Source organism: Pyxidicoccus xibeiensis (assembly GCF_024198175.1).
Lineage (GTDB): Bacteria > Myxococcota > Myxococcia > Myxococcales > Myxococcaceae > Myxococcus > Myxococcus xibeiensis.
Genome location: NZ_JAJVKV010000010.1, coordinates 170,370 through 182,481 on the forward strand (window position 1 = coordinate 170,370; position 12,112 = coordinate 182,481).

The following is a 12,112-nucleotide window of genomic DNA, read 5'->3' on the forward strand; positions in this document are numbered from 1 at the left end:
TCCCTCGATGCTCCAGCGCGCCCACACCCTCGCCCGCTGCACCGCGACCCTGCTCGTCGCGCTGTGGGCGTGTCAGCCGCTGGGGGCGCTGCTGCACGCGAAGGAAGCCCACGCGCACCGCTTCTGCCCGCAGCACCAGGCCTTCGAGGAGACGGCCAGTGGCACCGGAACGGGGCTGTCCCGGCTCGCCGCGCAGCGCGGCCCCCAGCTGACCACCCTGCCGGAGGCGGGCAGTGACTCGGCGCGCCTGACGCACGAGGACTGCCCGCTGTTGACGTCCAGCTCGCGCGACGAGCTGCTCGCCTCGCGCCACGAGTCGCTGGCGCTGAAGCAGCTCGCGGTGAGCCGGCCGGCCACCGCGCCGCCCCGGGCCTCCCCTCCCCTCCCCGTCCTCGCCACCGCTCCCAAGGCCTCTCCTCCGGCACGCGGCTGAGTCGCGTCCTTCCGGCGCGCTGCGGCCGCGCGCCCTTTCCGGAGTAGACAGGCCATGGTCGACGTCCGCGCGCCGGGCGTCCGGTCTCGAGGAGCATCCCAGGTGTCCACCGTCTTCCGGCGTCCCAGCGACGCCCTCATCGCCCTTTTCATCGTCACCCTCCTGTCCGGCGCCAGCGCCACGGCGCAGGAGCCCGCCACCGCCGACGCGGGAGTGCCCGACGCGGGCGCCCCCCAGGAGGAGGCCCCCGCTGCGCTCAGCCCCGAGGAGCTGGCGGAAATCGAGAAGGCGCTGGGCAGCGACGCCACGCAGGCGCAGCAGAACGCGCCGGCCGGCACCGCCAGCGCGCCGCAGTCCTCGCCCGGCGGGGGCGGCTTCTCGCTGCCGGGGATGAGCACCAGCGGCACGAACTTCCTGGACCTGAGCCTGGTGCTGGACGTGGCCGCCGCGGCCTTCACCGCCAAGGAGCCGCTGCAGACGGGCGGCCATGACCCGTCCCGCAACGGCTTCAACCTGCAGCAACTGGAGCTGTCCATCGGCTCGGTGGTGGACCCGTACTTCCGCTTCGACGCCAACATCGTCTTCGCCCAGTTCGGCGTGGAAATCGAGGAGGCGTACGGCACCACGCTGGCGCTGCCCGCCAACCTCCAGGTGCGCGCGGGCCAGTTCCTCACGCGCTTCGGCCGCCTCAATGGCACCCACCCGCACGCGTGGGACTTCGTGGACCAGCCCTTCTCCGTGGGCCGCGTCTTCGGTGGCGAGGGCAACCGCGGCCTGGGCACGGAGGTGTCCTGGCTCACGCCCCTGCCCTGGTTCGTGGAAGTCGTCGGCAGCGCCACGGACGCGTCCGGCGAGGGCACCGCGCGCAGCTTCCTGGGCAGCTCGGGCGAGCGGGTGCTGTCGCCGCTGGACCTGCAGCTCACCGGCGTGGTGAAGCAGTTCTTCCCGCTGTCGGACGACCTGTCGCTCTTGTGGGGCCTGTCCGCGGCCACCGGCCCCAACCCCACCGGCTACCGCAACCGCACGGACGTGTACGGCACGGACGTGTACCTGCGCTACCGGCCCATCACCCAGGCCAGCCACACGCTCGTCACCCTCCAGGCGGAGGCCTTCTACCGCCGCCGCCAGGTGCCCGAGGACGTGCTCACGGACTTCAGCGCCTACGCCCAGGCCGCGTGGCGCTTCTCCCAGCGGTGGGCCACCGCCCTGCGCTACGAGCTGGGCACGCCCGCGCGCGGCGAGGGCGGCGCGGAAGTCGTGGACCCGTTGGACCCTGACTGGACGGACGACCGGCACCGCGTCTCCGCGGCCGTCTCCTTCTGGCCCACCGAGTTCTCCCGCCTGCGCCTGCAGGCCGCCACGGACCGGGCGGGCTGGCGCGAGTCGCCCGACTACTCCGTCTTCCTCGCCCTCGAGCTGGTCACCGGCGCCCACGGCGCCCATGCCTTCTAAACCCAACCACAGGAGCTCACGCCCCATGCGAACCTTCCGTCTCCTCGCGGCCCTGTGCGCCGCCATCACCTTCCTCACCGCCGCGCCCGCGCGCGCGGACCTCAGCGTCGTCACCACCGTGCCGGACCTGGCGGCCATCACCAAGGCCGTGGGCGGCGACCACGTGCAGGTGCAGTCGCTGGCGCTGGGCAGCCAGGACCCGCACTTCGTGGACGCCAAGCCCAACCTGGCCCTGGCCCTCAACCGCGCGGACCTGCTCATCTCCATCGGCCTGGACCTGGAGATTGGCTGGCTGCCCACGCTGCAGCTGGGCGCGCGCAACCCGCGCATCCAGGTGAACAACCCCGGCTTCCTCAACGCGTCGCAGTTCCCCCGCGTGCTGGAGATTCCGCAGGGCAAGGTGGACCGCAGCCTCGGGGACGTGCACCCGGGCGGCAACCCCCACTACCTCTATGACCCGCGGCAGGCGGTGCCCGTGGCCAAGGGCATCAGCGAGCGGCTGGCGCAGCTGGACCCGCGGAACGCGGCGACCTACCGCGCCAACTTCGCGAAGTTCCGCGACGAGCTGGAGCAGGCGCGCGCGGGCTGGGAGAAGCGCCTGGCGGCCCTGAAGGGCGCGCCCGTCATCGCCTACCACAAGACGACGCCGTACCTGGCGGACTGGCTGGGCTTCGAGCCCATCGCCTTCCTGGAGCCCAAGCCGGGCATCCCCCCCAACCCGTCCCACGTGGCCAGCGTCCTGGCCCAGGGACGGCAGCGCAAGGCGCGCCTGGTGCTCGTCGAGAGCTACTACCCGGACACCACCGCGAAGCTGGTGGCCTCCAAGATTCCCGCCCCGGTGGTCACCATCCACGGCGGCGCGGACTTCCGCGCGGGTGAGACGTACCTCCAGCACATCAACGAGCTGGTCGAGCGCCTGGAGAAGGGGCTCGCCGGGCAGGGAGGCTGAGCGATGCGGACGCGACTGCTTCTTCCCCTCCTGCTGCTCTCCGGCTGCGCGCTGGACGCCGGCGAGGGCTTCGCCGTGCTCGAGCCCACGGTGAGCGCCGCGTACACGCCGCTGCCCGCGCGAGAGGCGGGCAATGGCTTCCAGCAGCTCGCCTCCGACTTCCAGGTGCGCCTGGACGCCGCGGCGCTGGGCACCTCGCATGTGGAGCTGCAGACCGCCGGCAGCGCGGGCGGCGGTGGCGGTGGGGGCGGCACGTTCGACCCCGCCAACCCTCCGCCCGGCTACAGCCTGTGCCATGGCGGGCACTGCCACCGCGACGACGGCGCGCTGGTGGACTACGAGGACATCCAGGCGGAGCTGGATGGAGGCGGCGGCTCGGCGGCGACGACGGTGGCCGCCCTCCACGTGGACGCGGAGCTGGACCTGCTGGCCTCGCAGTCCCTCACGCCGGAGTGCGAGCCCGACTGCGAGCTGCCTCGCGCCACCGTGTCCCGCCTCCACTGGGACGTGACGTCGGTGCGGCTGCAGGGCGTGGTGCGCGACGCCCGTGCCACGCCGCGCTTCCCCGGTGAGCGCCCCTTCCGTCTGGACCTGGCGGTGGAGGGCGGCGAAGAAGCCGAGCCGCTCCTCGAGCTGTCCGGCGCGCTCGACATCCCGTCGGACCGCGAGCACGCGCCGCGCGTGAAGCTGTCGCTCGCGCTGATGCTGACGCCCACCCTCTTCGACAGGCTGGACTGGGCCGCCGCCGAGCCCGGTGACGACGGCGTGGTGGACCTGGGCGCGGCGGTGAACGAGGACGTGAAGGACGCGCTGCTGGAGGCCCTGTCGGGGCTGGAACCCGAAGTGGAGGTGCAACGTGAAGACCGGTGAAAGGTCCGACGTCCCGCTCGCCGAGCACATCGTGCCCACCAGCTACACCCCGGGCGAGCCGCTGCTCACCTGCGAGAAGCTGGTCATCGGCTATGGCGACAAGGCCATGCTGCCGCCCATCGACATGGTCATCCGCCGCGGCCAGTTCGTGGCGGTGGTGGGCCGCAACGGCTCCGGCAAGAGCACGTGGTTCAAGACGCTGCTGGGCATGATTGAGCCCGTGTCCGGCAGCATCACCCGCGCCTCGCCGGCCATGCGCAGCGCGTACGTGCCGCAGACGTCCGGCATCGACTCGCTGCTGCCGCTGCGGGCGCGCGAGCTGACGGCCTGGGGCCGACTGCGCGGGTGGAGCTTCCTGTGGCCCTTCCCCCGGAAGGCAGACCGGCAGGCCGTGGAGACCGCGCTGGAGACGGCGGGGGCCAAGGCCATTGCCCCGCGTCCCTACCGCGAGCTGTCCGAGGGCCAGAAGCAGCGCACGCTGCTGGCGCGCCTCATCGCCACCGAGGCGGACATGGTGCTGCTGGACGAGCCCACCGCCGCCATGGACGCCGTCGCAGAGCGCGAGACGATGCAGCGGCTGTGCTCGCTGGCGCGCAAGCGCGGCCTGGGCGTGGTCGTCGTCTGCCACGACCTGGAGGTGGCCGCCGAGCACGCGGACATCCTGTTCTTCGTGGACCGCGAGACGTCCGCCTTCGTCGTGGGCGACGCCCGCACGGTCTTCTGCCACCCCGCCTTCCGTCGCCAGTACGGTGACGAGTACTGCCAACGCGCGCCCGAGGGACCCCACCGTGGAAACGATGCTCGCTGAACCCTCCAAGTGGGACGAGTTCCTGGCGGGGTACGAGCTGTTCAGGGACCCGCTCTTGTGCGCCCTCATCGCCGGCGGCGTGCTGGGCTTCCTGAGCGTCTACGTGGTGCTGCGGCGCATGGTGTTCGTCAGCGCCGCGGTGGCCCAGTCCGCCGGCCTGGGCGTGGCGCTCGCCTTCTTCGCCAGCATCCACCTGGGCATCAACGTGGAGCCGGTGCTGGGCGCCACGGCCATGGCGCTCGCCGCCACGCTGCTGCTCATGACGGAGCCCACCAAGCTGCGGCTGACGCGGGAGAGCCTGCTCGGCCTGGCCTATGCGCTGGCCGGCGGCGCGGCGGTGCTGGTGGGAGACCGCATCGCCCAGGAGGCCCATGACATCCAGGGCATCCTCTTCGGCACCGCGGTGCTGGTGACGCCCGAGCAGCTCCACACGGTGGCCATCGCCGCCACGGGAGTCATGGTCATGCACCTGTGGTGGTACCGGGGCATCACCTTCGCCAGCTTCGACCGGATTGGCGCCCTGGTGCAGGGGCTGCCGGTGCGCCTGCTGGACGGCGTGCTGATGGTCTCCATCGGCGTCATGGTGGGCGTGTGCGCCCGCGCCCTGGGCGCCCTGCCGGTGTTCGCCTTCTCCACCCTCTCCGCCATCGCCGCGCTGATGCTGGACCTGCGGCTGCCGTGGACGTTCCTCGTCGCCACCCTCGCGGGGGCCATCTCCGGAGTGGGCGGCTACATGTTCGCCTACTTCTACGACTTCCCCGTGGGTGGCTCCCAGACGGTGCTCGCCGGCTTCCTCGTCGCGCTGGCCATGGCCGTCCGCTCCCTCATGGGGCTGGTGCAGAAGGCGCGCTGAGCCCCGGCATTCCGGGGGGTTGGGCGGAGGGTACGACGTCCGTCGTACTATTTCCGCCGCGCGCCGATATACGACGTTCGTCGTAGCGTTTCGCTGGCAGACCCTGCTGTCCGGTCCAGGCCGGAGGAACCTGCCATGAGTGTCCGTTGGTTGGCGCTGTGCTTTGTGGTGCTGGGTGTCGGCTGTGCACACGGCCCGAAGCAGTCGTCGGAGCCGGAGCGGCCGCGCTTCGAGCATGTCTTCCAGAAGCCGCTGGCCGAGGCCATGGCCGCCACGAAGGAGCTCCTGACCGCGAGGGGCCACACCTTCGAGGAGACGGGTGACGGCAGTCAGCTCCTCACGACGTGGAAGCACCCGGGCCGGTACGGCACCGGGGACCACACGTACTCGCGCTACCTGGTGACGGGCATCGCCGTGGCGCCGCGCCAGTCGGTGGTCCGCATCTTCCGCATGTCCTTCTCGACGGTGAGCAACGACGCCCACGAGCAGAACTACTGGTTCAAGGTGCTCGCCGAGCGCGGCGAGCTGACCCACGACCCGCGCTCCGACCTGCCGCTGGACGCGCTGATGGGGGACTCGGGCGACCTGACCGAGATGCGGATGGCGGCGAAGGGCCTTCGGGACGAGGAGCTGGAGAAGGAGCTCACCCTGCGCCTGGAGTCCGCGCCGTCCATCGAGGTGGTGAGCGGCAACGTGGCCCCGGACCCGGTGGCCACGCCGGTGCGCGACGCGGAGTTCTACCTCACCCGGTGGAAGGAGGACGCCACCCAGACGGGCCGCTGTGGCGACACCGTGCGCGGCCTGACGGGCGTGCTGCGCCCCGGGCTGACGCTGCTCATCGGCGAGCAGCTGGGCTCGCGCGAGGCGCCCGCCGTGGTGGGCAACGTGGCGTGTCAGTCCGCCGAGCTGGGCCTGCCCGTGGTGCTGGGCCTGTCCCTCCCCCGCGCGGAGCAGGAGCGGCTGAACCGGTACCTCGCCAGCCCCGGCGCCCCGGCGGACCAGGACGCGCTGCTGGAGGGCCGGTTCTGGCAGCGGCCGTACCAGGATGGCCGCAGCAGCCGCGCCATCTTCGACCTCATCGACCGGGTGCGCGCCCTGCGCGCGGTGGGCCTGCGCATCACCCTGGTGGCCTACGACACGGAGCTGGCCCAGGGCAGCTGGCGTGACGCGGAGCTGGCGAAGGTGTGGACCCAGCGCCGCGCGGCCCACCCGGACGAGCTGCACATCGTCCTCGCGGGGAACACGCACACCCGCACCGTCACCGGCACGCCGTGGGACAGGGACTTCACGCCCATGGCCCACCTCATGGCGAAGAGCGGACGCCTGGTGGTGCTGGAGCTGAGCTACGCGCAGGGTGCCCGCTGGGGCTGTGACCTGAACCGCGCCGGCAAGCTCCAGTGCGGCTACATCGGCGCGACGCCCACGGAGCGGGTGGCGGCTCCGGCCGGCATGACGCCGCACATCCGCCTCTTCGACGCTCCCACGGACGAGGGCTTCCACGGCCTGCTCTACGTGGGCGAGCTGACCCCGTCGCTGCCCGCCACATCCAAGGCCAAGACGGCGCCGCCGCCGTCGGGCATCAAGGTCCCCGCGACGATGCACAGGCACCCGAGCATGTTCTGAGCCGAGGCCTTCAGCGGACCGCGGCGGAGACCTTCTTGAACTCGGGCGTGCCCGCGCGCCCGAGCAGGTCGAACAGCGCGGCCTCCACGGTGATGACGTGGGCGCCCGCGTCGCGGCACATGTCCAGCCCCACCCGGCGGTCCTCCGCCGAGCGCGACATCACCGCGTCCGCCAGCAGGAAGGGCGCGTAGCCGCGCTCGGTCAAATCCCGCACCGTCTGGAAGACGCAGATGTGCGCCTCCATGCCGGCAATCAGCACCTGCTTGCGTGGCCCCAGCGCGGCCAGCGCGTCCGGCACGGCGGCGCTGAACTCCAGCTTCTCCACCGGCTTCACGTCGCCCAGGCGCATGCGCACCAGCGAGTGCGTGGGCCCCAGGCCCTTCGGGTACTGCTCGGTGAGGACGATGGGCAGGCCGAGCGCCCGCGCCCCCTCGACGGCGGCGTTGGTGCGCATGAGCATCCGGTCCAGCGCGTCGCGGTCCATCGCGGCGGTGAGCCGCTCCTGGATGTCCACGACGAGCAGCGCGGTCTGGTCCAGCGTGAGACGGAAGGTAGGCATGCCCTCCTCCTCGCGCGAATGGCTCCGACGCGTCAAGCGGAGGGAGCGCGGCACCGCCCGCGGGCGACGCTGGCGCTCACCCCGCTTCGGGAGGGCAACAGTCGCGGCACAGCGCGTGGTTGCGCCGGTGGGCCAGGGCCATCACCCCGCCGCCCGCCAGCGTGAGCCCCATCTCCCAGGGCCCGGACGCGTCCTCCGGTACCCCGAAGGCCCCACCCAGCAGCAGCGCCAGCCCCACCCCGGCGAGCGCCGCCGCGGAGCCGCGCCGGTGGTGCCGCCAGCCCGGGACGAAGGCGGCGAGCGCAGTCACCGTGACGAGCAACAGGAGCCAGTGGTGGACGGCCTCGTCCTCCAGCAGCCCGGCCACTGCCGCCGGAAGGAGGCCCAGCACCAGGGGCACTCCGACGCAGTGGACGATGCACAGCGCGGAGACGAGCTGTCCCAGGCCGTCCCAGCGTGACGCGACGGGGGCGTTCGGTTCCGAGGCAATCAACCCGACACCTTCTCGACGTTCCGGAAGGCCGTGGCCGCGGCCTCGTCGGGCTGCAGCTCGTCCGAGGGACGGACGAGCCGCAGGACGCGGCCCCGGCCGGCGACGAAGTTCCGCGCGCGCCGCAGCTCCGGCAGGTGTGCGTCCGCCTCACGCCAGCAGGCGAGGCAGGCGGTGAAGTCCGCCACCGCCTCCGTCCACTCGCCCAGGGCCACGTGGGCCTCTGCCGCCAGCAGGTGGAAGTGGCCGCAGCCGGGCCGCTCCACCACCAGCGCCCGGGCCAGCTCCAGCGCCTTGTCCTCGCGCTCGGAGCGCAGCCGCAGGCGGGCCAGCGCCTCGCGCGCCGGGCGCGAGAAGGCCGCGGGGCCGGCGGCACGCAGGCGGCGCTCCAGGCGCAGCGCGCGCGTCAGCGTGGCCTCGGCGCGTCCCGGCTCTCCCCGGCGCGCCTCCAGCCCACCGCGCAGCTCCTGCGAGGCCACCTCCACCAGCCGGGCGACGTCCCGCGGGCACAGGAGGTGGCCCTCCGAGCGGCGCTCCTCCGCCAGCGACGTGTGGAGCGCCTCCAGCGCGTCACACGTGCGCTCCACCTCCACCAGCCGCGACGCCTCCAGCGCGCTCACGCCCCGGGTGTACAGCCGCACGCCGTCGCGCAGGCCCAGCTCCGCGGGGGTTGCCGACTCGGGCAGGTCCATGGGCACGTCCGCCGCCGCGCGCCAGAAGCCGAAGCGAAGGTGCGCGGACACCAGGGTGGTGGCCGCGAAGAGCAGCGCCTGGCCGTCGCGCCCGGCGGCCTCCACGCGGTGCCGCAGGCGCCGGGCCCAGGACTGGGCGTCGGTGTACCGGCCCGCCTCGGCGCAGCCCAGGCTGAGCAGCCTCATGGCGGCCTCCGCGCTCGGGGCCGCCTGGGGTGGCAGCCCTTCCGCCGCGAGGTACGCGTCATCCGCCGCCACCGCGGCCTCCAGCGCGCAGCGCGCCTCGTCCAACTGCCCCACCCGCTGCAGCAGCCGGCCGGCGGCGAGCAGCGCCGGGCTGGCGCCGGGGGCGAGCCGCACCAGGGCCCTCGCGCTCTCCAGCGCCGCCTCCGGCCGGGTGCTGTGCAGCATCGCCTGTACCCACGCATGGTGGACGCCCGCGTGGTCCGGGTGCGTGCGCAGCAGCTCGCGCAGCAGCGCCTGCGCATACGGCAGGCCCTGCCCGGGGCGGCCGTCCGGCTCGTAGCCGTCCACGAGGAAGCCGGCCAGCAGCAGCCGCGCCTCGACGTCCTCGGGATAGCGGTCGACGAGGCACTCCATGTCCCGCACGAAGGCCTGACGGCCGTTGGCGGGGCCCTTGTCCGCGAGCAGGCTGGCGGCGACAACGTAGCGCTGCTCCACGTCCGGGGTGCCCTCGCTCAGCGCCAGCGCATGGCGGATGGCCTCCGCGCGTCCGGCGGCGAAGCGGGCGCCCGCGCCGCGCGTCAGGGCCAGCCCCCACCACGCCATGGCCAGCTCGGAGTCCCGGCGTGCCGCCTCGGCGAAGGCGCGGCGGGCTTCCTCGCCCCAGCCCAGTTGCAGCAGCCGCAGCCCCTGGTCGAAGTACGCCTGCGCCAGCGGCTCGCGGGTGCTCACCGCCAGGTGCGCGGTGCCCAGGCCCTCGCGCAGCGGCGGCGGCGGCAGGGCCTCGTCCGCGACATCCTCCCAGGGGGCTTCGCGATAGACGGACGGTTCGTCGGCTCGGAGCAGTCGCGCCAGCATGGTGTTCTCCTCAGGCCCCGGTGCCCGGGGCAGCACAGACGTTGAACCCAGAATCCAATGAACGCACGCGCGACGCGAGCCGTCGCCATGCACTGGACAGCGTGTCCGGAGCGACGGGAGACGCCTTCCGCCGCACCTCCACGCACGTACGCCTCCACTCGAGGCCCACCTCCTCCACCACCCACGCCTCGTAACCCGCGAGCCAGCCCGCCAGCGTCGCCAGCCCCTCGCGGGCGGCGCGGCGCTCCGGGGCCGTGGCGGGCTCGCGCCACGAGCCCAGGTCCTGCGCGCGGAAGACGGGCTGCGCGGGCGCCGCATCCAGCAGGCGTGGGGTGAAGCCATCCCTGGGGACGAAGACGGCCTCCCCGCACTCACACAGCACCCCGAAGCCCCACATCACCAGGCGCCCGCCGCCCGGCAGGTCCACCGTGTACGCGCTCTGTCCCTCCACGCCCTCGGGACGCACGTGGCGCACGAGCCCCCTGCGCGCGAGGAGGTTGCCCTCGGGGCAGAGGACGTCCCGCCCGAGGCACCACATGGAGACGTCGAACAGGCGCGCTCCGTCGCGAAGCAGCTCGCAGGGGAGCACGGAGGAAGCATCCTGACCGGGCACGGGGCGCGCCATGCTCAGCTCGCGGCCTTCTTCACGGCGTCACCGCGACGCACCTTCACCTCGCCGAACAGCGCGGTGGCGGCCACGGAGCCGCCGCCCTGCTTGGCGAGCACGGCGTTGACGGCGCGCACCAGCTTGCCGCGGACGCGGGGCGGCAGCGGCTGGTCCCCCAGCGCGGCCTGCATTTGCTGCGAGCTGATACCCCGGCCGCTCTTCGGCTTGCCGAGCTCCAGCTCCGTGTAGCTCTTGCCCTGCGTCTCCTTGTCGCGGCGCTTGCCGGACCGCTTGCGGACGAGCACGCGGTCCGCCTCGCCATGGGCCTCGAGCTGCCGGGACAGGCGCAGCAGCGTGTCGGAGGAAATCTGCTTCTCGTTCAGGAACTGCTGGAAGGCGCCCATCGTCTTTCTCCAGGAAGGGGGGCCGGCGTACCTGCCGGCCCCCGGTGGTGGGGAGCGAGGCCCGCGGCTGTGAGGCCCGGCCTACTCCTCGTGGTCGTGGTCCCCGTGCGCCGCCTCTTCGATGACGACGGAGACGGATGCGGCGGTGGTGGGGCCGAAGGTGAGCGTGTGCGTGCCGACCGTCAGGGGCACCACGTGGCGGCCCTTGATGTCCGTGCACTGGGTGGAGCTCTTGGTGCTCTCCTCAATCTCCACCGTCGCGCCGCCCGCGTTCTTCACGGTGACGGCCACGTCCGCACCGGTGAAGATGACGTAGTCGGTGGCCTCCGCCGCCGCGAAGGACACGGAGCCCGTCTTGCCGCCCGTGCCGTCCACCAGGGTGATGTCGTAGCGGCGGTGGTCGTTGGACACCGGGGGAGGCGTCCCGGTGAGCGTCGCCGTGACAGGGGTGGCCGGCCCCTCCTGGAGGTGCTCGCAGCCCTCCACGTCGACGTTCTCCTCCTCTTCATCATCGCCGCAGGCGGAGGCGAGCAGCGCGGTGGACACGAAGAGGGCGGCAAGGAGCTTCTTGTTCATGGGTGATACTCCACGGGTTGTGCTGCGGGTGTGCCATGGCCAGACGCAATCCCAGACATCACCCGCGAGGGTGCCGTCAGGACTGACGTTCGGACATGGAAAGACAGACGTCTCACGCGCCGGCCACGGGGGCCGGTACGCACGTCTCGGCAGGGGCGAGGGAAGGAGCCTCAGGCGGCGGAGCGCAGCGCCAGCACCCGCGACCCGCCCACGGCGGACGGAGGGGTTGCGCGCTCAGCGGGCCACGGACGACCGCACGACGTGACGACGCCGCACGGAAGCACGGGCTCCCCGGGCCTCAGGCGCGGGGCGGAGACGCCTTGGGCGCAAGGTGCAGCCGCGCGACGGGTTCCGAGTGGAAACGGAACACGGCCAGCGAGGGTGCGGAGCGGGCAGGCACCACCGAGAGGATGGCGCCGCCCTCCGGCGGAGGCGGAGCCTCACGGCGGAAGAAGGCATGGACGCAGTGGGCCTCGGCGCCGTGCGACTCGGCGGCATCCTGCCGGGAGGCGACGCGGGCATCGTCGAAGGAGTCCTCGACGTACCCCGGGCCGTGGCCCTCCATGTCCTCGACGTGCACCACCTCGCCGTGCTCCAGGCAGGTGGCGTGCTGCACCAGGGCGAAGTGCATGATGCTGCCCACGTACGCCATCGCACACAGGAGCACGAGCGGCAGCGCCAGGAGGCGCGACCGGACGAGACTCACGGGCAGATGGCGGGTGGAGCGGCTCACGGCAAGGCATCCCAGGGTGGAA

At 73.0% G+C, this 12,112-nt stretch carries 14 protein-coding genes; 7 read left to right on the forward strand and 7 right to left on the reverse strand.

Annotation, left to right across the window (positions count from 1 at the left end; all coding sequences use genetic code 11):
- The first annotated feature begins 7 nt into the window (after nucleotides 1–7).
- The 7 genes from LXT23_RS35100 to LXT23_RS35130 all read left to right on the forward strand — a co-directional run bounded on the left by LXT23_RS35100 (nucleotide 8) and on the right by LXT23_RS35130 (nucleotide 6,988).
- The gene (locus LXT23_RS35100; protein ID WP_253984758.1) at nucleotides 8–433 is read left to right on the forward strand and encodes a hypothetical protein; all 426 of its coding nucleotides are present in this window, start codon (nucleotides 8–10) and stop codon (nucleotides 431–433) included.
- A 102-nt stretch (nucleotides 434–535) separates the two neighbouring features.
- Complete coding sequence (locus tag LXT23_RS35105) at nucleotides 536–1,885, forward strand: zinc-regulated TonB-dependent outer membrane receptor (RefSeq protein WP_253984759.1); 1,350 nt, start codon at nucleotides 536–538, stop codon at nucleotides 1,883–1,885.
- A gap of 25 nt (nucleotides 1,886–1,910) precedes the next feature.
- Complete coding sequence (locus LXT23_RS35110; protein ID WP_253984760.1) at nucleotides 1,911–2,834, forward strand: metal ABC transporter substrate-binding protein; 924 nt, start codon at nucleotides 1,911–1,913, stop codon at nucleotides 2,832–2,834.
- 3 nt (nucleotides 2,835–2,837) lie between these two features.
- Complete coding sequence (locus LXT23_RS35115; protein ID WP_253984761.1) at nucleotides 2,838–3,704, forward strand: hypothetical protein; 867 nt, start codon at nucleotides 2,838–2,840, stop codon at nucleotides 3,702–3,704.
- Nucleotides 3,691–4,512, forward strand: a complete 822-nt coding sequence (locus LXT23_RS35120; protein WP_253984762.1) for a metal ABC transporter ATP-binding protein — start codon at nucleotides 3,691–3,693, stop codon at nucleotides 4,510–4,512. Before LXT23_RS35115 ends, LXT23_RS35120 begins: the two co-directional genes overlap by 14 nt.
- Nucleotides 4,493–5,365: a metal ABC transporter permease gene (locus tag LXT23_RS35125; protein ID WP_253984763.1), complete on the forward strand. Its 873-nt coding sequence runs from the start codon at nucleotides 4,493–4,495 to the stop codon at nucleotides 5,363–5,365. The genes LXT23_RS35120 and LXT23_RS35125 overlap by 20 nt, the downstream gene beginning before the upstream one ends.
- Nucleotides 5,366–5,500: 135 nt before the next feature.
- Nucleotides 5,501–6,988 (forward strand): hypothetical protein, encoded by a 1,488-nt coding sequence (locus LXT23_RS35130; protein ID WP_253984764.1) that lies wholly within the window; start codon nucleotides 5,501–5,503, stop codon nucleotides 6,986–6,988.
- Nucleotides 6,989–6,998: 10 nt separating this feature from the next.
- Here LXT23_RS35130 and LXT23_RS35135 read toward each other — a convergent pair whose 3' ends face one another.
- The 7 genes from LXT23_RS35135 to LXT23_RS35165 all read right to left on the reverse strand — a co-directional run bounded on the left by LXT23_RS35135 (nucleotide 6,999) and on the right by LXT23_RS35165 (nucleotide 12,090).
- Nucleotides 6,999–7,547 (reverse strand): isochorismatase family protein, encoded by a 549-nt coding sequence (locus LXT23_RS35135; protein WP_253984765.1) that lies wholly within the window; start codon nucleotides 7,545–7,547, stop codon nucleotides 6,999–7,001.
- Between the two features lie 76 nt (nucleotides 7,548–7,623).
- On the reverse strand, nucleotides 7,624–8,040 hold the full coding sequence (locus tag LXT23_RS35140; RefSeq protein WP_253984766.1) for a MerC domain-containing protein: 417 nt from the start codon (nucleotides 8,038–8,040) through the stop codon (nucleotides 7,624–7,626).
- A complete protein-coding gene (locus LXT23_RS35145) occupies nucleotides 8,037–9,770 on the reverse strand; it encodes a tetratricopeptide repeat protein (protein WP_253984767.1) in 1,734 nt (577 codons plus the stop codon). Before LXT23_RS35145 ends, LXT23_RS35140 begins: the two co-directional genes overlap by 4 nt.
- Before the next feature lie 10 nt (nucleotides 9,771–9,780).
- Complete coding sequence (locus LXT23_RS35150; protein WP_253984768.1) at nucleotides 9,781–10,359, reverse strand: hypothetical protein; 579 nt, start codon at nucleotides 10,357–10,359, stop codon at nucleotides 9,781–9,783.
- 38 nt (nucleotides 10,360–10,397) lie between these two features.
- A complete protein-coding gene (locus LXT23_RS35155) occupies nucleotides 10,398–10,781 on the reverse strand; it encodes a hypothetical protein (protein ID WP_253984769.1) in 384 nt (127 codons plus the stop codon).
- A gap of 81 nt (nucleotides 10,782–10,862) precedes the next feature.
- On the reverse strand, nucleotides 10,863–11,357 hold the full coding sequence (locus LXT23_RS35160; protein WP_253984770.1) for a hypothetical protein: 495 nt from the start codon (nucleotides 11,355–11,357) through the stop codon (nucleotides 10,863–10,865).
- Between the two features lie 298 nt (nucleotides 11,358–11,655).
- Complete coding sequence (locus LXT23_RS35165; protein WP_253984771.1) at nucleotides 11,656–12,090, reverse strand: hypothetical protein; 435 nt, start codon at nucleotides 12,088–12,090, stop codon at nucleotides 11,656–11,658.
- Nucleotides 12,091–12,112: the final 22 nt, after the last annotated feature.

Coding starts and splice junctions, on each gene's coding strand:
- LXT23_RS35130 (WP_253984764.1), top strand. CDS start 5,501: ATGAGTGTCCGTTGGTTGGCGCTGTGCTTTGTGGTGCTGGGTGTCGGC.
- LXT23_RS35115 (WP_253984761.1), top strand. CDS start 2,838: ATGCGGACGCGACTGCTTCTTCCCCTCCTGCTGCTCTCCGGCTGCGCG.
- LXT23_RS35155 (WP_253984769.1), bottom strand. CDS start 10,781: ATGGGCGCCTTCCAGCAGTTCCTGAACGAGAAGCAGATTTCCTCCGAC.
- LXT23_RS35160 (WP_253984770.1), bottom strand. CDS start 11,357: ATGAACAAGAAGCTCCTTGCCGCCCTCTTCGTGTCCACCGCGCTGCTC.
- LXT23_RS35135 (WP_253984765.1), bottom strand. CDS start 7,547: ATGCCTACCTTCCGTCTCACGCTGGACCAGACCGCGCTGCTCGTCGTG.
- LXT23_RS35145 (WP_253984767.1), bottom strand. CDS start 9,770: ATGCTGGCGCGACTGCTCCGAGCCGACGAACCGTCCGTCTATCGCGAA.
- LXT23_RS35110 (WP_253984760.1), top strand. CDS start 1,911: ATGCGAACCTTCCGTCTCCTCGCGGCCCTGTGCGCCGCCATCACCTTC.
- LXT23_RS35100 (WP_253984758.1), top strand. CDS start 8: ATGCTCCAGCGCGCCCACACCCTCGCCCGCTGCACCGCGACCCTGCTC.